At 70.4% G+C, this 20822-nt stretch carries 22 protein-coding genes; 15 read left to right on the forward strand and 7 right to left on the reverse strand.

Annotation, left to right across the window (positions count from 1 at the left end; translation table 11 throughout):
- The first annotated feature begins 63 nt into the window (after window positions 1–63).
- Genes fumC through PW734_03015 form a run of 3 tightly spaced genes read left to right on the forward strand, consistent with a single transcriptional unit; the run spans window position 64 to window position 2280 of the window.
- Window positions 64–1479 (forward strand): class II fumarate hydratase, encoded by a 1416-nt coding sequence (gene fumC, locus PW734_03005; protein MDE1170168.1) that lies wholly within the window; start codon window positions 64–66, stop codon window positions 1477–1479.
- Between the two features lies 1 nt (window position 1480).
- Window positions 1481–1777: a YciI family protein gene (locus PW734_03010; protein ID MDE1170169.1), complete on the forward strand. Its 297-nt coding sequence runs from the start codon at window positions 1481–1483 to the stop codon at window positions 1775–1777.
- 14 nt (window positions 1778–1791) lie between these two features.
- A complete protein-coding gene (locus tag PW734_03015; GenBank protein MDE1170170.1) occupies window positions 1792–2280 on the forward strand; it encodes a hypothetical protein in 489 nt (162 codons plus the stop codon).
- Window positions 2281–2283: 3 nt separating this feature from the next.
- Here PW734_03015 and PW734_03020 read toward each other — a convergent pair whose 3' ends face one another.
- Window positions 2284–2814: a cytochrome b gene (locus tag PW734_03020; GenBank protein ID MDE1170171.1), complete on the reverse strand. Its 531-nt coding sequence runs from the start codon at window positions 2812–2814 to the stop codon at window positions 2284–2286.
- Between the two features lies 1 nt (window position 2815).
- Window positions 2816–3904 (reverse strand): catalase family peroxidase, encoded by a 1089-nt coding sequence (locus PW734_03025; GenBank protein ID MDE1170172.1) that lies wholly within the window; start codon window positions 3902–3904, stop codon window positions 2816–2818.
- A gap of 136 nt (window positions 3905–4040) precedes the next feature.
- Between PW734_03025 and PW734_03030 the strand changes: the two genes are divergently transcribed.
- Window positions 4041–5066: a hypothetical protein gene (locus PW734_03030; protein MDE1170173.1), complete on the forward strand. Its 1026-nt coding sequence runs from the start codon at window positions 4041–4043 to the stop codon at window positions 5064–5066.
- Here the strand turns inward: PW734_03030 and PW734_03035 are convergent.
- Window positions 4989–5657, reverse strand: a complete 669-nt coding sequence (locus PW734_03035) for a hypothetical protein (GenBank protein ID MDE1170174.1) — start codon at window positions 5655–5657, stop codon at window positions 4989–4991. The two genes, PW734_03030 and PW734_03035, sit on opposite strands and share 78 nt — an antisense overlap.
- 29 nt (window positions 5658–5686) lie before the next feature.
- On the opposite strand from PW734_03035, the gene PW734_03040 reads away from it, so the two are divergent.
- Window positions 5687–6211, forward strand: coding sequence for an NUDIX domain-containing protein (locus PW734_03040; GenBank protein ID MDE1170175.1), 525 nt, complete (start codon window positions 5687–5689; stop codon window positions 6209–6211).
- Here the strand turns inward: PW734_03040 and PW734_03045 are convergent.
- Both PW734_03045 and PW734_03050 read right to left on the reverse strand, forming a co-directional pair.
- On the reverse strand, window positions 6175–7272 hold the full coding sequence (locus PW734_03045; protein MDE1170176.1) for a hypothetical protein: 1098 nt from the start codon (window positions 7270–7272) through the stop codon (window positions 6175–6177). The genes PW734_03040 and PW734_03045 overlap by 37 nt on opposite strands.
- The gene (locus PW734_03050) at window positions 7269–9296 is read right to left on the reverse strand and encodes a chemotaxis protein CheA (protein ID MDE1170177.1); all 2028 of its coding nucleotides are present in this window, start codon (window positions 9294–9296) and stop codon (window positions 7269–7271) included. The genes PW734_03045 and PW734_03050 overlap by 4 nt, the downstream gene beginning before the upstream one ends.
- A 66-nt stretch (window positions 9297–9362) precedes the next feature.
- On the opposite strand from PW734_03050, the gene PW734_03055 reads away from it, so the two are divergent.
- From PW734_03055 to PW734_03075, 5 genes are all read left to right on the forward strand, one after another.
- On the forward strand, window positions 9363–9764 hold the full coding sequence (locus PW734_03055; GenBank protein MDE1170178.1) for a cytochrome c: 402 nt from the start codon (window positions 9363–9365) through the stop codon (window positions 9762–9764).
- The gene (locus PW734_03060; protein MDE1170179.1) at window positions 9761–9907 is read left to right on the forward strand and encodes a hypothetical protein; all 147 of its coding nucleotides are present in this window, start codon (window positions 9761–9763) and stop codon (window positions 9905–9907) included. The genes PW734_03055 and PW734_03060 overlap by 4 nt, the downstream gene beginning before the upstream one ends.
- Window positions 9904–10974: a hypothetical protein gene (locus PW734_03065; GenBank protein ID MDE1170180.1), complete on the forward strand. Its 1071-nt coding sequence runs from the start codon at window positions 9904–9906 to the stop codon at window positions 10972–10974. The genes PW734_03060 and PW734_03065 overlap by 4 nt, the downstream gene beginning before the upstream one ends.
- A gap of 81 nt (window positions 10975–11055) precedes the next feature.
- Window positions 11056–11493, forward strand: a complete 438-nt coding sequence (locus tag PW734_03070; GenBank protein ID MDE1170181.1) for a hypothetical protein — start codon at window positions 11056–11058, stop codon at window positions 11491–11493.
- Window positions 11490–12038 carry a cytochrome c gene (locus PW734_03075; GenBank protein MDE1170182.1) on the forward strand — a complete coding sequence of 183 codons (549 nt, stop codon included), beginning with the start codon at window positions 11490–11492 and terminating at the stop codon, window positions 12036–12038. Before PW734_03070 ends, PW734_03075 begins: the two co-directional genes overlap by 4 nt.
- Here PW734_03075 and PW734_03080 read toward each other — a convergent pair.
- Complete coding sequence (locus tag PW734_03080; protein MDE1170183.1) at window positions 12035–12637, reverse strand: nitroreductase family protein; 603 nt, start codon at window positions 12635–12637, stop codon at window positions 12035–12037. The genes PW734_03075 and PW734_03080 overlap by 4 nt on opposite strands.
- A gap of 64 nt (window positions 12638–12701) precedes the next feature.
- Between PW734_03080 and PW734_03085 the strand changes: the two genes are divergently transcribed.
- From PW734_03085 to PW734_03105, 5 genes are read left to right on the forward strand one after another with little or no spacing between them, the layout of a single operon-like run.
- A complete protein-coding gene (locus PW734_03085) occupies window positions 12702–13547 on the forward strand; it encodes an NAD(P)-dependent oxidoreductase (protein ID MDE1170184.1) in 846 nt (281 codons plus the stop codon).
- Between the two features lie 8 nt (window positions 13548–13555).
- Window positions 13556–13765 (forward strand): hypothetical protein, encoded by a 210-nt coding sequence (locus tag PW734_03090; protein ID MDE1170185.1) that lies wholly within the window; start codon window positions 13556–13558, stop codon window positions 13763–13765.
- A gap of 38 nt (window positions 13766–13803) precedes the next feature.
- Window positions 13804–16077, forward strand: a complete 2274-nt coding sequence (locus PW734_03095) for a GH32 C-terminal domain-containing protein (protein ID MDE1170186.1) — start codon at window positions 13804–13806, stop codon at window positions 16075–16077.
- A gap of 42 nt (window positions 16078–16119) precedes the next feature.
- A complete protein-coding gene (locus tag PW734_03100; protein MDE1170187.1) occupies window positions 16120–17160 on the forward strand; it encodes an aldo/keto reductase in 1041 nt (346 codons plus the stop codon).
- A 1-nt stretch (window position 17161) separates the two neighbouring features.
- On the forward strand, window positions 17162–18310 hold the full coding sequence (locus PW734_03105; GenBank protein ID MDE1170188.1) for an MFS transporter: 1149 nt from the start codon (window positions 17162–17164) through the stop codon (window positions 18308–18310).
- A 4-nt stretch (window positions 18311–18314) separates the two neighbouring features.
- On the opposite strand, the gene ptsP is transcribed toward PW734_03105, so the two are convergent.
- On the reverse strand, window positions 18315–20813 hold the full coding sequence (gene ptsP / locus PW734_03110; protein MDE1170189.1) for a phosphoenolpyruvate--protein phosphotransferase: 2499 nt from the start codon (window positions 20811–20813) through the stop codon (window positions 18315–18317).
- Window positions 20814–20822: the final 9 nt, after the last annotated feature.

Below are 20822 nucleotides of genomic sequence, written 5' to 3' on the forward strand. Positions count from 1 at the left end.
TCCCCCCCGCCGCCTTTCTTTCAACTTCAAAAACGGGCCCGGAGGGGGCACCCTAGGCGGCCTATGAGCCACACCGCGCCCGCCGTCCAGCCTCCGAACACCCGCATGGAATCGGACAGCATGGGGAAGATCCCCGTGCCGAACGACCGCTACTACGGGGCGCAGACGGCCCGCTCCCTCATCCACTTCGACATCGGCCCCGACCTGATGCCGCGGGAAGTGGTCCACGCCTTCGGCACCCTTAAAAAGGCCTGCGCCCTGGTGAACCGGGACCTGGGCAAGCTCTCCCCCGAGCTGTGCGACCTCATCGTGAAGGCCGCCGACGAGGTGGCCGCGGGCAAGCTCGACGACCACTTCCCCCTGCGCGTCTGGCAGACGGGCAGCGGCACCCAGAGCAACATGAACGTCAACGAGGTCATCTCCAACCGGGCCATCGAGATGGCCGGGGGCGTGCTGGGCTCCAAGAAGCCGGTCCACCCGAACGACCACGTGAACATGTCCCAGTCCTCCAACGACACCTTCCCCGGCGCCATGTCGATCGCCGCGGCGCTGGAGACGGAAAAGACCCTCCTGCCCGCCGTGGAAAAGCTCCGCGCCGCCCTGGACAAGAAAGCCAAGGAATTCGCCCCCATCGTGAAGATCGGGCGCACCCACCTGATGGACGCCACGCCGCTGACCCTGGGACAGGAATTCTCCGGCTACGTCGCCCTCCTGGAAGCCGACCTGGCGCGGATCAAAAGCGTCCTCCCCGACCTCGACAAGCTGGCCCTGGGCGGCAGCGCCGTGGGCACCGGCCTGAACACCCACCCGGAATTCGCCGCGCGCGTGGCGGCGAAGATCGCCGAGCTGACCGGCCACCCCTTCGTCACCGCGCCGAACAAATTCGCCGCCCTTTCCGCCCATGACGAGCTGGTCATGGCCTCCGGCGCGCTGCGCACCCTGGCCGTGTCGCTGATGAAGATCGCCAACGACGTCCGCTGGCTGGGCAGCGGCCCCCGCTGCGGCCTGGGAGAGCTGACCCTGCCGGAGAACGAGCCCGGCTCCTCCATCATGCCGGGGAAGGTGAACCCCACCCAGTGCGAGGCGATGACCATGGTCTGCGTGCAGGTGATGGGCAACGACGCGGCGATCGGCTTCGGCGGCTCCCAGGGCAACTTCGAGCTGAACGTCTTCAAGCCCGTCATGATCCACAACTACCTCCACTCCGTCCGCCTCCTGGCCGACGCGTGCCGCTCCTTCGTGGAGCATTGCGTGGAGGGGATCGTGCCGAACAAGGAGAAGATCGCCCACTACCTCTCCGACTCCCTCATGCTGGTGACCGCCTTAAGCCCCAAGATCGGCTACGACAAGGCCGCCCAGATCGCCCACGAGGCCCACGTGAAGCACTCGACCCTCCGGGCCGTGGCCATCGAGCTGGGCTACCTCACCGGCGCCGAATTCGACGGCCTGGTGAAGCCGGAAGAAATGACCCACCCCTAACATGAAGCACTTCTACATCGAAATCACCTACACCGCGCCGCTCGAGGTGGTGGCCGAGACGCTGGGCGTCCACCGCGACTTTCTCCAGACCGGCTACGACCAGGGGATCCTTCTCCTCTCCGGGCCCATGAACCCGCGTACCGGCGGCTTCATCGTGGGCCGGGGCGATTCCCTGGAAGAGTTCCAGGCCTTCATGGCGGACGACCCCTTCCTGAAGAAAAACGTCGCCTCCTACCGCTTCGTCGAATTCGTGCCGGTCAAGCACCAGCCCTTTTTGCAGGAGTGGTTCGGCCAATAGCCGAATTGTACTCCATGAAGCAGCGATCCGGCGCCCTCCTGCCCCTGGCCCTCCTGGGGGGCCTCACCCTTTCCGGCGGCCAGGCCCGCGCCGCCACCCTGCCCGGCCCGGACACGCAGGCCGCCGATTTCCAGTGCGAGGCCAGCGGCCCCAAGACGCAGGTGTGCCGGATGACCGACGCGGCGAAGGAAACCTACCTCCGCGCCCATCCCCCGCGCCATCTGCCGCCAATGGAGCCGACGCTTCTCCCCACCTTCGCGGCCACCCTGCCCGGCCCGGACGGCGCGCCCGCCCCTTATAATTGCAGCCTTCTGGGAGCCGACCGCTCGGTGAATCTGGCCTACACCTGCGTCTCCCGCGAGGCGCGCGGGATGAAGCGCACGGCGCCGCAAGCCGCCGCGCCCGCCCGTCAGGAGCTTCCCCTACTTCCCCTGGCCGCGGCCGCCGGCGGGGTCATCGCCCTGGGCGCCGCAGGCCTCCGCTTAACCCAGCGGACGCGCTAGCCCCTACTCCCGCCCGCCGGTCATCCGGCGGAGCAATCCGTCCCGGATGACGAAGGTGTGGAAAAGCACCGCGCCCAGGTGCGCCAAAAAGGTTCCAAAGAAAAGATAGGCCAGGACGGTGTGCGCCTTCCGCAACGCGGCGTAGAGCGCCAGGTCGTGCGGGAGGATCGGCGGCAGCCGCAGCCCGCCGATCAGGACCACCGGATAGCTGGCGGCCGAGAGCATTCCCCACCCCACCAGCGGCAGGATGAACATCAGGGCGTACATGAGGAACTCCGACCCCTTGGCGGCCACGCGCTCCAGCGCCCCCATCGTCGGCGGGAAGGGCGGCGCGGGGTTCAGGATCCGGTTGATGAGGCGGACCGCCGCCAGGACCAGGATGGCGATGCCCAGCGGCCGGTGGATGGCGACGAGCTTATGATAATCGGCCAGGGAGGCGACCATGGAGACGCCAATGAAGAGCATGGCCAGGACGCAGGCGGCCATCGTCCAATGGAGGAGCCGGGAAAGCGGCGTGAAGCGGGTGGGATTCATGTCAGGGGCGGGGTTGGAAGGTTTCGGAAGAGCCGGGCGCCAGCTTCTCCCCGGCGCGCCGGGTGAAGGAGCGGGAGTAGACGGCGGAGCGGGCGCTCAGGAGCGGATCGGCGGAAGGGGCGATGCCGGGGGGCAGGACGAGGGGATCGAAGTTGAGGTCCTGCGCCCGGCTTTCCTTGTCCCCCACCGCGCGCTCGATGACGACGGTGCCCGCGTCGACCTGCTCGCGGTCGTCGGGCCAGGCCGTGGAGGCGTCGTCGGTCGGGTCGCCCGGGCGGCCGACCGTCAGGACCAGCCGCCAGCGCAGCGGGCCGTTTTCCAGGCGGCCCAGGAGCTGGTCGAAAAGGATGTTCTTGTCCGGCTCGCCCGCTTCAGCCGCGGCAGCGGCAGCGGCGGGATTTTCCGGGACGAGGGTCCAGCGCACCGGCACCGTCGCGCCGGAGGTGTTGGTGAAATAGAAGGCGTTGAGGCCGTGGTAGGCGGCGTCGGCAAAGGGCGGCGGCGGCGTGGTCTGGATGACGCCCAGCGCGCGGGCGACGCCCGGGTGGCTGCCCAGGAAGGCCTTCACCTTGGCCCCGTCCGGCTTGCCCGTGGCGGGATCGGGCGCGGTGGCGACCAGGAGGCCGTAGAACTCCTCCGGCGTGCGCACGGGGAAGACGGGAAAGTGGATCATCGCCGTCCGCCACTCCTGGCCGTCGGCCGGGTGGAACTGGAGGCCCAGGCCCCGGACGGCCTGCGGCCCGTCGGCGCCGCGGGGATCGCCCCCGCCGATGGAGAAGCGGCCCACCACCGGCACGCGCCCGGCCTGGAAGACGGAGGCCTTGGAAAGACGGGCGCCCTGGCCGTTGCTTTCAAAATACCCGGCGACGCAGAGGCCCTTCGCATGATTGCGGCGGTAGCCCGCGTGGATCCCCGCCTTTTCCAGAAGGGCCAGGAAGCGGTGCGGGCCGAGCTTCCCCGGCGTCAGCCAGCCGCCCGCGTAGAGGAAGGCCCCGGCCAAGGCGGCCAGGAGCGCGCCGATGGCGGCAAGCCGGAGAAGGATCGCTCCGCCGGACAGCGGCGGGCGAGGGGAGGAAGGGTCGTTGGCCATAAGGATACCGGACGCTATCGGGCGGCCCGAGACGGGTCAATTTTCTAGAAGCGCCACCGTTCTGTCACAAAAAATATGCCGGGATGGCACATCCCGGTCGCGGAGGCGCTACATCGGCCCTTCAGCGTCGGCGCTCATGACGTTGAAAGGCATTCCGGTTCCCCGCGGCACGGCGCTCCTTCCCCTCGCCCTCCTCGGCGGCCTGCTCCTGGCGCCGCGCGGCCACGCCCAAGTCGCCTCGATCCATCCCCCCATGGCCGCTCCCGCGGACATTCCCCGCCCCTCTCTTCCCGCCGTTTCCCCCCTGCCCGCGCCCGCCGCCTCGCCGGTCGCGGAGGCGGACCTCTCCCTCCAGGACATCACCGCCGCGAAGCTGGCCCTGGCGGCCCACCGGCCATGGGCGGACTTCCAGGACCGCGCCGTGACCCTGCCGGATGGATGGCGGGCCGATCTGGAGCACTCGGGCCGCGCGGCGGACGGGACCAACCACTTCATTGCGTTTCACAACGCCGGGGCCAAGCAGGTCGTGATCGCCTTCCGGGGCACGAACTCCTTTTCCCAGCTGCGCTCCGACTTGTTCAACGACGGCGGCGCGGCCTGGGAAAGCCTGCGCGGGGAGCTGGCGAGGCAAATGCCCCGCATCCGCGAGGCCTACCCCGACTCCAAAATCGTGACCGACGGCCACAGCCTGGGCGGCGGCCTGGCGCAGACGGCGGCCCTGGAGTTCGGCCTGGACGGCTACGGCCAAAACTCGACGCCCGTTTCCGGCCGGGCCCTGAAGCGCGATTTTTCCTCCCGCGCGGCGGGCCGCCAAGCCATCTCCGCCTGGCGCGCGGCGGGCCACGTCTTCCGCGAAATCAACCAGCGCGGGGATTGGGTCGGCTTCTACTACCGGCACATGCGGCACCGCACCTACATCCAGGATCCGCGCGACGCCACGGTCCTGGCCCGGCCTTCCCGCCACGCGCTGCGGCTTCCCCTGGACCTGCTGCACCCCCGCCGCGCGCACACGATCCACACCATCATCCAGGAGCTGGCGGGCCGGGGCGAGGCCCTGAAGCCGTCCCGCCGCGACTCCGCCTCCTCAGCCCGCCTCCCAATGGAGGGTGCGGTCGGCCACGTCGTTGAGGGAGACGCGGACCTCGCGGAATGCCTCCGCTAGCCGCTCGAACAAATCGCGCACGTTGTGCCGCTGCGCCTCCGGGCAGGCGGCGGCGGAGCGGTAGCTGCTCTGGCCCACGGCCTCGTAGAAGCCGACGCCCGGCGCGCCGTGCCGACGCGCCTCCACCCGCTCCTTGAAGATCCCGCAGAGGAAAAGCGCGTAATCGGCCAGGTAATGCCGCAGGCCGAAGGTCTGCGCGGCGGGAGCCTGGTCAGCCGCCGCCAGCATGTCCCCCAGGTAGCCGAAGGAGCGTCCCGCCTCTTTCCCGGCGGCGGGCTGGAGATGCCGCTGGTGGGTGAAGGCGGCCAGCATCCGGGCCAGGTAATCGCACAGGCGCCGGTCGTCCAGGCCGTGCCGCAAAAGGGCCCGGCGGACCAGGACGTAGAAATAAAAGTCGGGGGAGACGGCGATGCAGGCGGGCCGCTCCACCAGGACTTCATGGAGCCGGGGCTCGTCCAAAAAGCGGTCCAGCATGCCCGCCTCCGGCAGGAGCTGGAGGAGCGCGTCACCCTCCTTGGCGGAGTGGGCCAGGGTATCGACGACGAAGCGGAGATCGGCCGCCGTGAAATGGGCGCGCGAGCTCACTTGCATGGAAAAAGTTCAGCATATTTAATGCCATCATGGACTTCCACCCGCCCGCCCCCGCCGAAGAACGGTTCGATATCGTCGACGAACAAGACCGCGTCGTCGGAACGGAGCGCCGCTCCGTGGTCCACGCGCGGAGCCTGCGCCACCGGGCGGTCCACATCCTGTTGCAAAACGCCCGGGGGGAAATCCTCCTCCAACGCCGCTCCCCGGACAAGGACATGAACCCGGACTGCTGGGACTCCTCCTGCAGCGGCCACCTGAACGCCGGGGAGGACTACGACGACGCCGCGCGGCGGGAGCTGCCGGAGGAGCTGGGCGTCGCCGCGCCGCCGCTGGAGCGGCTGCTGAAGCTGGAGGCCGGCCCCCGCACGGGCCAGGAGTTCGTCTGGATTTATCAGGGGCGGCACGAGGGGCCCTTCACCCCCGACCCGAAGGAAATCACCGCCCTGCGCTTCGTCGCCCCGGAGGCGCTGGCGCGCGAGCTGGCGGAGCGGCCGGGCGACTTTTCCCCCGCCTTCGCCTACGTCTGGGAGGCGGCGGGCCGCCTCATGAAGTAGAGGGCCAGCGACTCCCCGTCGTAGCCCTGCCAGTCCCAGCCCTCCTCCACATCCGGCTGGTGGAGGCGCGCCGGGTCCCGCGCGTAGACGATCCGGGGCACCCCCGGCAGGGTCCGGGCGTGGAGGCCGGTGCCGTCCAAATTCCGGAAGCGGTCCCAGCAGGTCGGCGCGTCGCTGACGTAGACGCCCGGCAGAAAATTCTCCTTCCGGAAGGAAAAATCCTCCCGCACGACGCTGGGAAGGTGGGCAAAAAAGGCCTCCACCTCCGCCTGGAAGACGGGGGCGTCCGCCTCGATCCAGGCGCGCAGGGCTCCGTTTTCCTCCCCCTCCGAGCCGTGGTGCGGGGCGGCGGCGGCGCGGCGGGCTTCCAGCACCCGGCGGACCGGGTCGGGCAGGTCGGCGCCCTTCTTGGAACTGCCGGAGCCGCCCGCGAAGTGCCAAAGCTTGAGCAGCGCGTCGCCCTTCCAAAGCTCGCCCGCCTCCTCCCGCCAAGCGCCGGGATGGATCTTCGCGGAGAGGTTGTAGAAGGTCTTTTCCTCCCTCTCCGGCACCTGGAAGAAGGGAAACGCGCGCCGCCCGCACAGCTCCCGCAGCGCGAGCTGGTCGAGGAAGTCGGGCATGACCGGGATGAGCTGGGAATAGATCTCCCGCATCCAGGCGCTCCAGAACGCGGGCTCCGCCGCGGCGACGACGCCGGAGTTGAGCAGCGGCTCGCCGAAACCGTAGGGATAGTCGAGGTCGGCGGTCACCGTCACCGCCGCGCCGGTCAAAAGCGCGTCGAGCGGCCCCAGGACGACGATGTCGGCGTCGAGGTAAAGGAGCTTCCCGTGCCGCCGGGACAGGAAATGGCCGACCAGGGAGCGGAGGGCGAGGATCTCCGAGGTGCTGCCGATGAAGTTCTGCGGGGCGAAGCAGCGGTAGAGCCGCTCGTCGACGATGTAGAAGGGGATGTCCGGGTGGAACCGCTTGAAGGTGGCGCGGCAGTCCCGCGCCAGGCGGAGCGCCTCGTCCCCCAAGGCAACCGTGAAGGCCGCCGCATTGGGATGGGCCGCCGGGCTCATGCGGCGGCCACGGGCTCCCGCTCCGGCTGGAGGAGCGCCGCCGGATCCAGGATGAGGCCCACGCTGCCGTCCCCCAGGATGGCCGCGCCGGAAAGGGCCCGCACGTGGCGCAGGGAAGGGCCCAGGCTCTTGATGACGATCTCCTGCTTGCCGACCAGCTCGTCGACCAGGAGGCAGCCGCTCTGCGCGCCCGCCTCCACGATGACGCCGAGGCCCGCCGCGGGATCGGTGACCGCGCCGGGCACCTCGAAGAGCGCGTGCAGGCGGATGAGCGGGTGAAGCACGCCGCGCAGGCCGACCATCTCATGCCGTTCGTGGACGGTGGCCATCATCTCCGGCGCGATGCGGATCGACTCCCGCACGGAAAGCGCCGGGAGAACGTACCGCTGCTCGCCGACGCGCAGGATGAGGCCGTCGATGATCGCCAGGGTCAGCGGCAAAAGGAGGGTGAAGGTGGAGCCGCGCCCGGGGGCGGAGGCGATCTCGATCCGGCCGCGCAGCTTCTCCACGTTGCGCCGCACCACGTCCATGCCCACGCCCCGGCCGGAGACCTCGCTGACCGTGGCGGCGGTGGAAAAGCCGGGGGCGAAGATGAGCTGGAAGACCTCCGCGTCGGAAAGGACGGCGTCCGGGGCCGCCAGCCCGCGCTCCCGCGCCTTGGCCAGGATGCGCTCCCGGTTGAGGCCCGCGCCGTCGTCGGCGATCTCGATGCCGATGGAGCCGCCCCGCTGGAAGGCGCGCAGGGCCAGCGTGCCGGCGGGCGCCTTGCCCGCACGCTCCCGCTCCTCCGGCATCTCGATGCCGTGGTCGACGGAGTTGCGCACCATGTGGAGGAGCGGGTCGGCGATCTCCTGCACCAGGGTGCGGTCCAGCTCCGTCTCCTCCCCCTCCAGCACCAGGTCGACCCGCTTGCCAAGCTTGCCCGCCAGGTCGCGCACGGCGCGCTGCATGCGCTGGAAGGTGGAGCGGATGGGGACCATGCGCAGGGACATGGCGGTCTTCTGCAGGTCGCCCGTGATGCGGCCCAGATGGGAAAGGTTCCGGCCCAGCCGCTCGGCGGAAAAGGAGCGCACGCCCGGGTCCTGCGCGACGAGGGCCTGGGTGACGACCATCTCCCCTACGAGGTCGAAGAGGGCGTCGAGCTTGGCCACGTCGACCTTCACCGCCGCGTGGATGTTGTGCCCGCCTTCCTCTTTCCGGGCCGGGCGCGTCTCCGCGCCGGCGGCGTCGGCCTCCGCGGGGGCCTCCCCGGAGGCGACGCGGCGGACGCGCTCGATCAAATTGGCGGTGGGGATGGCGATCGCCTCCCCCGACTTGCGCCCCTGCAGGCGCGTCTGGATCTCGACGACGAACTGCCGCAGCAGGTCGGAGCCGGAGAGGATGACGTCGATGACGGCGGTGGTGACGGCCAGCTTCCCCTGCCGCGCCAGGTCCAGGAGGTTCTCCAGCTCGTGCGCGGCGCGCTTGACCGGCTCCAGGCCCAGGAAGCCCGCGCTCCCCTTGAACGTGTGGAAGGCGCGGAAGATGGCGTGGAGGGTGTCGGGATCGTTCGGCCGCTCCTCCAAGCGGAGGATGCCCACCTCGATCTGGTTCAGGTGCTCGGACGACTCGATGACGAATTCCTGAAGCATCTCCCCGTCCCCCAGGTTGAGGAGGATGGGCTTCTCCGCCTCCGGCTCCGGCGCGGAGGAGGCGGCCTCCTGCGGCGCGGGGGCTTCCGCGGCGGCGGGCGGGTGGAAGGGGCGGGCGGGATCGGCGCGGAGGAGGGGCAGCTCCGCCCGCAGCGCGCCCAGCAGGGAGAGGTCGGCCTCGCTCCAGGGGCGGAGGGCGTCGAGGACCCCCTCGATGTGGGCGACGGCGTGGCCCGCGCAGGCGTGGAAGGCGGCCAGCTCCGGCTGGTCCTGGGAGGCGTCCCGCAGGTTGGCGAAGATCTCGCGCAGGGGCAGCTGCCCGTCGTCGCTCCCGGGCCTGGCGTAGCCCGATTCCTTTTCCAGCTCCTTGAGCAGGCGGTCGATTTTTTCCATAGGGGCCGGTCTTTATAAATTAATCCGACTCCCCTTTTTTGACGAACGATTTATGATCCGGCTCCCGTGCTCGGCTTTCGCTATCTGGCTCTGCTTCTTTTCCTAGGCTCCTTCGCCCTCTGGGGCGGGATGACCGCCGCCACCTACCTGCGCGGGCGGCCGGAGCCGCAACCGCGCGAGCGCGCCGCCTCCCCGGCGCGGGGCCGCCAGGACTACGCCACCTACTGCCAGACCTGCCACGGGGACCAGGGCCGGGGAGACGGCATGGCCGCCAAGCTGGGCATCCCCGGCGTGGCCGACCTGACCGGCGCGCACGCCCGCGCCCTGACCGACGCGCAGATTTTCGACATCATCACCCACGGCAAGGGCAAGATGGAGGGCTACGCCGAAAGCCTTTCGGCGCCGCAGCGCCGGGACATCGCCGCCCACGTCCGCTTCCTGCAGCAGCAGGCCCCCTCCAAGCCATGAGCCTCTGGACCAATCCCTGGCTGATCGTCCTCTTTTACCTCCTCTGCACGGCCGGCGGCCTGTGGGGCGGCTACGCCCTGATGCGGCGGAAGGCCCGCCGCCTGCGGCGGGAGCGGGAGGAAGACCGGGGCCCGGGCCTGTGAATCCCGCGCCCCTCTTCCGCCGCGCGGGGCTTTTCTGGCTGGCCCTGGGCCTGGGCCTTTCCTGGCTGGCCGCGCTGGCCCTTTGCCGCGCGGAGGCGTGGGGCGCGGCCTGGCAGTCCCTCTCCCGCGCGGGCACGGAATGCCTGGCCTTCGGATGGGCCTCCCTGGCCGGGGCGGAGCGCGGCCTGGCCATCGCCTGCCCGCAGCCGTGGGGCCCCTGGCGGCGGCGCGCCTTTCTGGCCGCTTGGCTTTTATGGAACCTGGGCCTCCTTCTTCAGCTGGCCGGGGGGCGGGCGGAATTCCTTTTCCTGGGCTCCGCCGCGCTTCTTTTCCTGGGCGCCTGGACGGCGCGCCGCGCCGCGCCGGAGCTTTCCGCCGCGGAAGCCTGGGCCCTGGCCGCCTTCGCCGCGCTGCCCTTGCTTCTCCTCGCGCGGGCCCTCCCCGCATCCCCCTTCGGCCTGGGGGCCGCCGTGGCGGCGGGCTGGGCGGAAGGGGCGTTCTTCGGCCTTTGGCTGGTCCCGCTTGCCCTGGCCGTCGTCTACGACGGCTGGCCGGCCGCGCCCGTTCCCTGCCGCGGCCCCGCCGCGCTGGCCCTGGCCGCGTGGCTCCTGGGGGCGGGCGCGCTCGGCGGGGGGCGCTTCGTCGGCGGGCCGGTGCCGCTGTGGATCGGCACCGTCGGCGCCGCCGCCTCGCTTTTTCTCCTCATCCCCGCGCTGGCCCTGGGGCTCTCCCTGGCGGAGGCCGCTCCGCGAGCCGGGCGGCGCGCCTTGGGCTGGGCGCTGGCGGCGGGCGCGCTGTGGGTCCTGGGCGGCGTCTTCCTTTCCCTCCGCAGCGGGCGCGGCGCTCTTTCAATTCACTTTTTGCGAGACGGCGTGGGCCGACCTGGGCCTCCTCGGCTTCGTCGGCGTCGCCCTGGCCTCCGGCCTCTCCCTTCCGCCCGCCGCCGGGTGGACGGCGGGCGCGGGCCTTTTCCTGCTCCTGGGCGCGGAGGCTTGCGGCGGGCTGCTGCAGGCCTTCGGCCAACGGGACCCGCACGTTCCCTGGCGGGCGCTGGGCAGCCTCCTTAGCCCCTTTTTGGCCGCGCGCGCGGGGGGATGGCTCCTGCTCCTCCTGGCCCTTTTCCAGCTGGCGGCGCGCCGCGTGAAGCGATGAAGCGGACCGGCCTTTTCCTTTTGGCCGCCTGCGGCGCGCTCGGCTCCTGGCTGGTCCTGGGCCTGGCCCCGGCGCTCCAGCTCCCGGGCAAGCCGGCGGAAGCCCGCCTGGAAAAGGGCGCGCGCCTCTACCGCGCGCTGGGCTGCGCGGGCTGCCACACCCAGCAGCTGGCCCCGTGGGACGTGGCGGCCGACGCCGACCGGGGCTGGGGCCCGCGCCGCACGACCGCGCCGGACTACGCGGCGACGCCCGTCCTGGGCCGCCTCCGCCTGGGGCCCGACCTGGCCGACGCGGGCCGCCGCCACCCCGACGCCGCCTGGTTCCGCGCCTATCTGCGGGAGAGCCACCCGGGCATGCCGGGGTACGCCTTCCTGATCGGTTCCCCGGCGGGGGACGATCTGGTTTCCTACCTCCTGACCCTCCGCCGCCCATGAACGCGCCGCGTCCCGTCCCACTCTGGTTCGCGCTGGCGTACGGGTTCCTGGCGCTCTGGGCGCTGGGCTACCTCCTATTCTACAACGGCGACTTCCGCGCCGACGTTTACGAGGAGGAAGGTCCCGCCCCCGACGCGGCGGAGACCGCCGCCGACCCGGTGGCGCTGGGCAAGACGCTCTACGCGCGGAACTGCGCCGTCTGCCACCAGCCGGACGGCCAGGGGCTGCCCGGCTACTATCCGCCGCTGGCGGGCTCCCCCTTCGTCCTCCGGCAGGAAGGGCGCACGGAACGGCAGCTGGCCCGCATCGTCCTGGGCGGGCTGGTGGAGCCGGTCATCGTGCGCGGCCACGCGTACAACGGCACGATGACGCCGTGGGGCGAGCTGCTCACGGACACGCAAATCGCCGCCGTCCTAACCTACGCGGGCCAGGCGTGGGGGAACGCCGCGCCGCCGGTCGCGTCGGAGACGGTGGCCGCCGCGCGCCGGGAAAGCGCGGGGCGGGACCGGCCCTGGACGGTCGGGGAGCTGGAAAAAATCCGTTAGTCTTTTTTGGGCAGGAGGGCGGCGGTGAACTTCCCCTCCGCCGCCGTGGCGGCCAGCGGGCGGCGGCCGTTCGGCTCCTCCCGCTTTTGCAGCTCCTCCGGCAGCGCCTCCTTCGGCCCCTGGCGGCCGACGGCCACCATCACCTCCACGGCAAAGCCCTCCGGCACTTCAAGGACCGCCCGCGCCTTCTCCGCGTCGAACCCCTGCATGCCGTGGGCGACGTAGCCCTTGGCCGCCGCCTGGAGGGCCAGGTTCTCCCACGCCGCGCCGGTGTCGAAGGAGTGGGTCGGGCAGGGCTTGCCGTTATGCTCGAAGAAGCGGTGGGAGACGAAGAGAAGGAGGGCGGCGGCGTCCTTGGCCCACCCCTTGTTGGCCTCGACCAGGAGGTCGAAGAAGGCCGGCCAAGCCGCCGTCTCCCGGCGGGCGTAGAGGATCCGCCACGGCTGGTTGTTGTAGGACGAGGGCGCCCAACGGGCCGCCTCCAACAGGACCAGGAGGTCGGCTTCCGGGATCGGCTCCGGCAGGAGAGAGCGGGGCGACCAGCGGTCGACGAAGAGGCGGTCGGCGGAATGTTCGGGTTGGCGGGGGGTCGGCTTCATGGAAAAAACATAAGGCCCCCCGCCGCCTTGTCAAAAAGGGGTCCGCGCCGCACCTTGGGAGCCTATGAAGATTTCCGTGTTGGGCCTGGGGCTGATCGGCGCCGCCTGGGCCAAGAACCTGATCGACGACGGCCACGAGGTCCGCTGCTGGAACCGGACGCCGAAGGACTTCCCCCATTTCGAGCCCGACGCGGCCCGCGCCACCGCCGGGGCCGACGCCGTTTTCCTCGTCGTCGCCGATCCGCCCGCCGTCCAGGCGGTGCTGGACCTGGTCCTGCCCGCGCTGCGCCCCGGCCAGCTGGTCATCCAGGCCAGCACGATCTCCGCCGAGTGGACCCGCGCCTTCGCCGCGCAGGTGGAGAAGACCGGCGCGCGCTTTTTGGAGGCCCCCTTCACCGGCAGCAAGCCGGCGGCGGAAGCCCGCCAGACCGTCTTCTACCTGGGCGGCGCGGAGGAAACCGTCGCCCAGGCGCGGCCCTTCCTGGAGCCCCTTTCCAAGACGATCCTCCACATCGGCCCGCTGGGGAGCGCCTCCAGCCTGAAGCTGGCGATGAACCTGAACATCGCCGGCGTGGCCGAGGCCCTCTGCGAAAGCCTGGCCCTCTCCCGGGCCGCGGGCATTTCCGACGACGTCTACTTCGGCGCCCTCGCGCAAAACGTCTCCCAATCCGGCGTGGCGCAGCTCAAGCAGCCGAAGCTGCGCGCCGCCGACTATGCCCCGCAGTTCTCCCTCAAGCACATGGGGAAGGACCTGCGCCTGGCCCTGGAAACCGCCGCCTCCCTCTCCCTGCCGCTGGAGCACACCGCCCACCTGCGGAGCCTCTATGAAAGGGGCCTGGCGGCGGGCTGGGGGGAGGACGACTTCATCGGCCTCATGCGGTTATTGGACAAAGGGGCGAAACGGGATTAGGTTCGCCCATGAAACTCCTCGGCATCCTTCTTATCGCGGGCGGCGCCCTCGGCCTCGTCTACGAAGGCTTCACCTATGTGAAGCCCCACCACATCGCCCAAGTCGGCTCGCTCGACATCACCACCCACACCCACGAGTTCGTCTGGGTTTCCCCCGCGATCAGCGTCGCCGCGCTGGCGGTGGGCGTCCTGCTGCTGGTCGTGCCCGGGCGGCGCTAAAGCTTGCCTCGCCACCTGGGCGCCCCATCCTGGGGCTCATGAAACTAGCGCGCGCCGCGGCGGCGGTTTGGCTCCTATCCATCGCGGCGGGCTGGGCGGCGGAACCCGCCATTCCGGCCGACCAGGCATCCTTTTACCGGGAGCTCCTGCGGAAAGAGGAGGCGGATCCGCTCCGCTACGCCGGCCTGTGGCGGCCGCAATACCACTTCACCCCGCCCTTCGGGTACATGAACGACCCGAACGGGCTGGTCTATTTCAATGGGGAGTGGCACCTGTGCTACCAGTATTCGCGGCTGCCGGACGCCCTCAACACCGGCACCTACTGGGGCCACGCGACAAGCGAGGACCTGGTCCACTGGAAGCTCCTGGGCCCCGTCATCGCGCCCGACGCGCTGGGCTCCGTCTTCTCCGGCAGCACCGTCCTGGACGCGCGCAACCAAAGCGGCCTTTTCCCCGGCGGGCAGCCGGGCTTGGTCTCCTTCTTCACCTACCATCTGAAGGGCGCCGGCCAGAGCCAAGCCATGGCCTACAGCCCGGACGGCCAGTCCTGGTTCAAATATCCCGGCAACCCGGTCATCCCCGCCCTGCCGAACGAGCCCTCCTTCCGCGACCCAAAGGTCTTTTGGTACGCGCCGGGAAACAAGTGGGTCCTCGTCGTCGGCGCGGCGCGCCTCCACATCTACTCCTCCACGAATTTGCGGGAGTGGCGGGAGGAGAGCGCCGCCCCCATCCCCACGGAGTGCCCGGACCTCTTCGAGCTGCCGGTCGACGGCGGCCCGCAAAAAAAATGGGTCCTTTCCCGCGCGGGGGCGGCGTATCAAATCGGGTCCTTCGACGGCAAGGCCTTCACCGCCGAAACCGACGCCCTCCCCCTTTCCCACCGCAGCGCCCTCTACGCCTCCCAAAGCTGGAGCGGCGCGCCCGACGGGCGGCGCGTTTTCATAAGCTGGCTGAGCCGCTTCGATCAGCCCCGCGTCGGCACCCCCTGGGCGGGCGCGCAGAGCCTCCCCGTCGACCTCTCCCTGAGGAAACTCCCGGAAGGGATCTGCCTCTTTGAAACGCCCGCGCCGGAACTGGAAGACTTGCGCGGGGAAAAGAGGGAGTGGGAAAACCTGGCCATCGACCCTGCCGCGCCAAAGATCCTGCCCTCCGGCATCGAGCGGGAATTGGAGCTGGTCCTGGAACCCGGCGCGGCCAAACGCTGCGGCCTCATCCTGCGCAAGGGCCCGAGCGAGGAGACCCGCGTTACCTACGACGCGGAGAAGCACCTTCTCCTGCTGGACCGCTCCCGCGCCGGACGGCTGGGCATGGCCGACGAAAAGCCCGTCGTCGAGGCCCCTCTCGACCCCGTCGACGGAAAAATCCGCCTCCGCGTCTACCTGGACGACTCGATCGTCGAGGTCTTCGCCAACGACGGCTACCGCCACGTGGCGGGCTGGGTCTTTCCCTCCCCATCCAGCGACGGCTGCGCGCTCTTCGCCGAAGGGGGCAAGGCCCGCTGCGTTTCCCTGGTCGACTACACGATGGGCTCCATTTGGCGCGACGAGGACGCCCTCCTGCCGCCCCACCTCCTGACCGGCCGCTCCTACTACAAAGTCGCCATCGGGCAGCGCCAAGCCGTCGGCGCGCAGGTCTTCCCGCGCTCCATCGACACCGCGCCGATCGAATGGAAGTCGAGCAACCCCGCCATCGTCGCCGTCCAGGCGGCCGACGCCCGGAACGCCACCGCCATCGCCCTCGCGCCGGGCCAGGCCGTCCTCACCGCCTCCCTCCCGGGCAAAAAACTCTCCGGCACGGTGACCATCGCCGCCTACGAGAAAAGCTTCCGCACCAACGCCGGGCCGTGGGAGCCGGAAAAGGATGAAGACTGGATCGAGGTGCCCGGCGGCATGCAGGGCGCCGCCAACGGCCGCCGCGCCTATCTCAACGCCAAGGGATTGCGCCGCGGCGTGCTGGAAGCCTCCCTTACCCTCGCCCCGGACAGCCGCGCGGGGCTGACCGTGCGGGACAACGGCCGCCACAAATTCTGCTACACCCTCTCCTTCGACCAGGCGTCCGGCCAAGCCCGCCTCTTCAGAACGGCCGACTTCAGGCAGGAAGACCTCGGCACGGCCCCCTTCCCCGCCGCCTCCCCCCTGGCGGTGGCCGTCCGCCTGCAGAACGGGCGCGCCCTCTTCGAGGCCGGCGGGCAGCGGCTCTTCGACGTGGAGGACAACACCGCCGACATCCCGGACGGCGCGCGCAACGTCTCCCTGGTGGTGGAAAAAGGCAATGCCGTCTTCCAGGACGTCAAGGCCGCGCCGGAGAAGTAGCTTGCCCCGGGTTCATTAGTTCAATAAATATGAATTAATCGTATGGAAACGCGTCAACTCGGCGGCTCGGGCCTCAAGGTCCCCGTCCTTAGCTTCGGCACCGGCACCTTCGGCGGCAGCAACGAATTCTTCAAGACCTGGGGCGAAACCCAGGCCCAGGAAGCCACGCGCCTCGTCGACATCTGCCTGGAAGCGGGCCTGAACCTCTTCGACTCCGCCGACATTTACTCCGACGGCGCCTCGGAAGAAGTCCTGGGCAGGGCCATCGCCGGGCGGCGCGGCCAGGTGCTCATCTCCACCAAGGCGACCTTCCGCGCCGGAAAAGGGCCGAACGACGTCGGCTCCTCCCGCCAGCACCTCACCCGCGCCCTGGAAGGCAGCCTCCGCCGCCTGGGGACCGACTACGTCGACCTCTACCAGATGCACGGCTTCGACGCCCTCACCCCGGTGGAGGAAACCCTCGAGACCCTCGACGGCTTCATCCGCTCCGGGAAGGTCCGCTACATCGGCTGCTCCAACTTCTCCGGCTGGCACCTCATGAAATCCCTGGCCGCTTCCGAACGGCTCGGGCTGGCCCGCTACGTCGCCCACCAGGCCTACTACTCCCTCGTCGGGCGCGAGTACGAATGGGAACTGATGCCCCTGGGCGTCGACCAGAAAGTCGGCGCGGTGGTCTGGAGCCCGCTGGGCTGGGGCCGCCTGACCGGCAAGATCCGCCGCGGCGCGCCGCTGCCGGAGACGACCCGCCTCCGCTCCCAGCTCTCCAACGACAAGGGCCCGCAGGTGGAGGACGAATATCTCTTCCGCGTCGTCGACGCGCTCGACGAAGTGGCCAAGGAGACCGGCAAAACCGTCCCGCAAGTCGCCCTCAACTGGCTCCTGCAGCGGCCCACCGTCTCCACCGTCATCGTCGGCGCGCGGAATGAGGAGCAGCTGCGGCAGAACCTGGGCGCCGTGGGCTGGAATTTGACCGCCGCGCAGACGGCCAAGCTCGACGCCGCCAGCAAGGTGGCCCCGGCCTATCCTTACTGGCACCAGGCCCAGTTCGAAGAGCGCAACCCGTTCCCCGTCTCCATCTCCTAAAGTGAACTGGCCTCTCATGGCGTTGGCCGTTGCCGCGTTCGGCATCGGCACGACGGAATTTGTCATCATGGGCCTGCTGCCGGAAGTGGCGCAGGATCTCTCCGTCTCCATCCCGCGGGCCGGGCTCCTCATCTCCGCCTACGCGCTAGGCGTGGCCCTGGGCGGCCCGCTCCTGGCCCTCTTCACCGTCCGCCTGCCGCGGAAGGCGACCCTGGGCTGGATGATGGCGATCTTCACCGCGGGCAACCTGGCCTGCGCCCTTTCCCCGAACTACACGTGCCTCCTGGCGGCGCGCGTCCTCACCTCCTTCTGCCATGCCGCCTTCTTCGGCATCGGATCGGTGGAGGCCGCCAGCCTGGTGCCGAAGGAAAAGCGCGCCCAGGCCATGGCCTTCATGTTCAGCGGCCTGACGATCGCCAACATCATCGGCGTGCCGCTGGGCACCATGCTGGGGCAGGCCGCCGGATGGCGGTCCACATTCTGGGCCGTCACCGCCATCGGCATCGCGGCGATGGCCGCCGTCGCCTACTGGCTGCCGCCCTCCCGGCAGGAAAAGCCGGCCGGATTCCGCCGGGAGCTGCGCGTCCTGCGCTCTCCCCAGGTCTGGCTGGCCCTGGCGATCAGCGTCGGCGCCTCCATCAGCCTCTTCGCCTTCTTCACCTACATCGCCCCCTACCTGCGGACGGTCACGGGCATCGCCCCGCACCGCGTCGGCGCCGTGCTCCTCCTCTTCGGCGTCGGCTTCACGCTGGGCAACTATATCGGCGGCAAGCTGGCCGATTGGAAGCTGATGCCCGCCCTCATCGGCATCTTCGTCGCCCTGACCGCGATCCTCGTCCTCTTCCAGGTCACGGGCACCCATCCGCTCTGGGCGGTGCTCAACATGATCGCGTGGGGAGCGGCCTCCTTTGCCTGCTGCGCGACGCTCCAGACCCGCGTCGTCGACAAGGGGCATGAGGGGCCCAACCTGGCCTCCACCCTCAACATCGGCGCCTTCAACCTGGGCAACGCCGCCGGGGCCTGGGTCGGCGGCCGCGCGATCGACGCCGGGTGGGCGCTCACCCGCCTGCCCTTCCTGGGCGCGGCGTTCGCCGTGGTCGCGCTGGGGTTGACGCTCTTTTCCTACCGGCTCGACCGCCGGGAAAGCTGACGCCTTACTTCTTGGCGAAGAGGGCCCGGACGGCCGCGGCGTTTTCCAGCGCGAGGGCCTTGGCGGCCAAGGCCTGAAGGTCGCCGTAGGCGCACTCCCGCAGCCGCGCCTTGAGGGCGGGGATGCGCGCGGGGGACATGCTCAGCTCGTCGACGCCGAGGCCGACGAGGACCTGCGCCGCCGCGGGATCGCCGGCGGCCTCGCCGCAGATGGCCACCTTCTTTTTGTGCGCGTGGGCGGCCCTCACCACGGAGGCGATCAGCTGGAGCACGGCCGGGTGAAGCGCGTCCTGAAGCGCCGCCAGGGCGGAGTTGCCGCGGTCGGCGGCCAGGGCGTATTGGGTCAGGTCGTTGGTCCCGATGGAGAAGAAATCAGCCTCCCGCGCCAGGGAATCGGCCAGGAGCGCGGCGGCGGGGATCTCGATCATGACGCCGAGCGGCGCGGGCCAGAGGTGCGGGCGGCCTTCCTTTTCCAGGGCGGCGTGCGCCGTCTCCAGCGCGGCGCGGGCCAGCCGCAGCTCGGAAAGGTCGCTGACCATCGGGAGCAAAAGATGGATGTCACGCCCCGCCCCGGCGCGCAGGAGGGCGCGGAGCTGGGTCTGGAAAAGCTCCGGCTCCCGCAGGCAGAGCCGCAACGCGCGGACGCCCAGGAAAGGATTGGCCTCCGGAGCCATGTGGAGATAGGGCAGATTCTTGTCGCCGCCCGCGTCGAGCGTGCGGACGACCACCGGCATCTTCCCGGCGGCGTCGAAGATTTTCTCGAGAAGGGCGACCTGCTCCTCCTCGTTCGGCGGGGTGGGACGGTCCAGGAAAAGGAACTCCGTGCGCAGGAGGCCCACGCCTTCCGCGCCCTTGGCGCGCGCCGAGGCTGCGTCCTTTTCCCCGCCGATGTTCGCCAGGACCTCGACATGATGCCCGTCCTTCGTGACGGCGGGCTCAAGGGCGGCCTTCTCCTCCGCGGCGCGCGCGGCGGCTTCCGCCTGGCGGCGAGCTTCCAACTTTTGGCGCAGCGCCGGATCGGGATCGATCCACACCTCCGCCGACGTGCCGTCAAAGGCGACGGTCGTCCCCGCCCGCAGGGCCTCAAGAAGGCCCCGCGCCTGGACGAGGGCCGGGATGCCGCGGCCGCGCAGGAGCACGGCGCTATGGGAGGTGGTGCCGCCGTCGCGGCAAAGGACGCCCAGGACGCGGCGAGGGGAAAGGGAGGCGGCGTCGCTCGGCGCCAGGTCGTCAACGACGAGGATTCCCGGCTCCGGGAGGTCAAAGACGGGCGGCACGGAAACGCCCAGGGCGGCCAGGACGCGGCGGCCCACGTCGACCATGTCGGCGGCGCGCTGGCGGAGGTATTCGTCCTCCAGCGCGCGGTAATGGGCGACGAGGCGGGCGGCGCTCTCCCGCCAGGCGGCGGGCGCGGCCTGGCCTTCCTTGATGAGGGATTGGGCCGTCTCCACCAGCGCAGGATCGTCCAGGAGGAGGAGTTGGGCCTCGAAGATCGCCGCGCGCTCCGCGCCGAGGGAGGCGTGGGCCTTTCCGTATTCGGCGGTAAGGTCTTTCCGCGCCGTGGCCAGGGCGGCCTCCAGGCGCTTGGCCTCCGCGTCGGCGCCCGCGCCGGGCGCGGCGGCGACTTCCGGCAAGGCGGCATCGGCAAAAAAGGCGGGGCCGAGGGCAAGCCCTCCGCCGAGCGGCTGGGCGACGGCCTCTCCGCGCGGCGTGGACGCCGCTTTTTCCTGCTTTTTTTGCGGGACGGCGGCGGGCAGCGGGGAGACTTCCTCTCCCAGGCCGGCGGCGATGAGCTGCCTTAACTCCTCCAGCGCCTCCCCGGCGTGGGGGCCGTGCGCGCCGAGGCGGACGGTGTGCCCCTGGAGAATTTCGAGCCCGCCGACGCTGCTCAGGCTGCGGGCGGAGACGGGGCCCCGGCCCGTGGTGGCGTTGGAAATGGTGATGTCGGCGTCCTTGAAGCGGCCCGCGGCCTGGATGAGCTTGGCGGCGGGACGGGCATGAAGGCCGTGCGGATTGAGGATGACGGCCTCGACGCTCTTCTCCGCGCCGTTGGCGAAGGCCGCCTCCGCCGCCGGGACAGGCGCCGGAGCCTGGGGCACGCCCAGCTGGTTTTCCTTCTGCTTGAGCGCCTTTTCCGCCTCCCGGGCCACTTCGTCCAGGGAGAGGCCGAGGTTGGCCGAGACGCCCGCCGCCACCGCGCCTTCAACGAAGGGGGCCGCGCAGAGGCGGACCCGCGCGCGGTCGGCGTCTTCCAGGAAGCCGAGGGCGGTTTCCGCGGAAAGAAGGGCGCTGCCCATGTCCATGAGGAGAAGCGCGCCGTCCTCCTTGAGCACCGTTTGCAGCGCCTCGAGAATCTCGGTGGCGTCGGTGCCCAGCTCGGCCCGGTTTTCGCCGGTGCCGGCGGCCAGGGCCAGGGGAAGGCCGGGACCGGTCATCGCCGCGACCAACTCGCGCGTGGCTTGCGCCAACGCCCGGCTGTGCGAAACAAGAACGATCCCGACCATTTCCCTTAG

The sequence above is a fragment of the Verrucomicrobium sp. genome, assembly GCA_028283855.1.
Lineage (GTDB): Bacteria > Verrucomicrobiota > Verrucomicrobiia > Methylacidiphilales > GAS474 > GAS474.

Excerpts from the sequence above, each read along its gene's own strand:
- fumC (MDE1170168.1), top strand. The coding sequence starts at position 64 with ATGAGCCACACCGCGCCCGCCGTCCAGCCTCCGAACACCCGCATGGAA.
- PW734_03010 (MDE1170169.1), top strand. The coding sequence starts at position 1,481 with ATGAAGCACTTCTACATCGAAATCACCTACACCGCGCCGCTCGAGGTG.
- PW734_03015 (MDE1170170.1), top strand. The coding sequence starts at position 1,792 with ATGAAGCAGCGATCCGGCGCCCTCCTGCCCCTGGCCCTCCTGGGGGGC.
- PW734_03020 (MDE1170171.1), bottom strand. The coding sequence starts at position 2,814 with ATGAATCCCACCCGCTTCACGCCGCTTTCCCGGCTCCTCCATTGGACG.
- PW734_03025 (MDE1170172.1), bottom strand. The coding sequence starts at position 3,904 with ATGGCCAACGACCCTTCCTCCCCTCGCCCGCCGCTGTCCGGCGGAGCG.
- PW734_03030 (MDE1170173.1), top strand. The coding sequence starts at position 4,041 with ATGACGTTGAAAGGCATTCCGGTTCCCCGCGGCACGGCGCTCCTTCCC.
- PW734_03035 (MDE1170174.1), bottom strand. The coding sequence starts at position 5,657 with ATGCAAGTGAGCTCGCGCGCCCATTTCACGGCGGCCGATCTCCGCTTC.
- PW734_03040 (MDE1170175.1), top strand. The coding sequence starts at position 5,687 with ATGGACTTCCACCCGCCCGCCCCCGCCGAAGAACGGTTCGATATCGTC.
- PW734_03045 (MDE1170176.1), bottom strand. The coding sequence starts at position 7,272 with ATGAGCCCGGCGGCCCATCCCAATGCGGCGGCCTTCACGGTTGCCTTG.
- PW734_03050 (MDE1170177.1), bottom strand. The coding sequence starts at position 9,296 with ATGGAAAAAATCGACCGCCTGCTCAAGGAGCTGGAAAAGGAATCGGGC.
- PW734_03060 (MDE1170179.1), top strand. The coding sequence starts at position 9,761 with ATGAGCCTCTGGACCAATCCCTGGCTGATCGTCCTCTTTTACCTCCTC.
- PW734_03070 (MDE1170181.1), top strand. The coding sequence starts at position 11,056 with ATGAAGCGGACCGGCCTTTTCCTTTTGGCCGCCTGCGGCGCGCTCGGC.
- PW734_03075 (MDE1170182.1), top strand. The coding sequence starts at position 11,490 with ATGAACGCGCCGCGTCCCGTCCCACTCTGGTTCGCGCTGGCGTACGGG.
- PW734_03080 (MDE1170183.1), bottom strand. The coding sequence starts at position 12,637 with ATGAAGCCGACCCCCCGCCAACCCGAACATTCCGCCGACCGCCTCTTC.
- PW734_03085 (MDE1170184.1), top strand. The coding sequence starts at position 12,702 with ATGAAGATTTCCGTGTTGGGCCTGGGGCTGATCGGCGCCGCCTGGGCC.
- PW734_03090 (MDE1170185.1), top strand. The coding sequence starts at position 13,556 with ATGAAACTCCTCGGCATCCTTCTTATCGCGGGCGGCGCCCTCGGCCTC.
- PW734_03095 (MDE1170186.1), top strand. The coding sequence starts at position 13,804 with ATGAAACTAGCGCGCGCCGCGGCGGCGGTTTGGCTCCTATCCATCGCG.
- PW734_03100 (MDE1170187.1), top strand. The coding sequence starts at position 16,120 with ATGGAAACGCGTCAACTCGGCGGCTCGGGCCTCAAGGTCCCCGTCCTT.
- ptsP (MDE1170189.1), bottom strand. The coding sequence starts at position 20,813 with ATGGTCGGGATCGTTCTTGTTTCGCACAGCCGGGCGTTGGCGCAAGCC.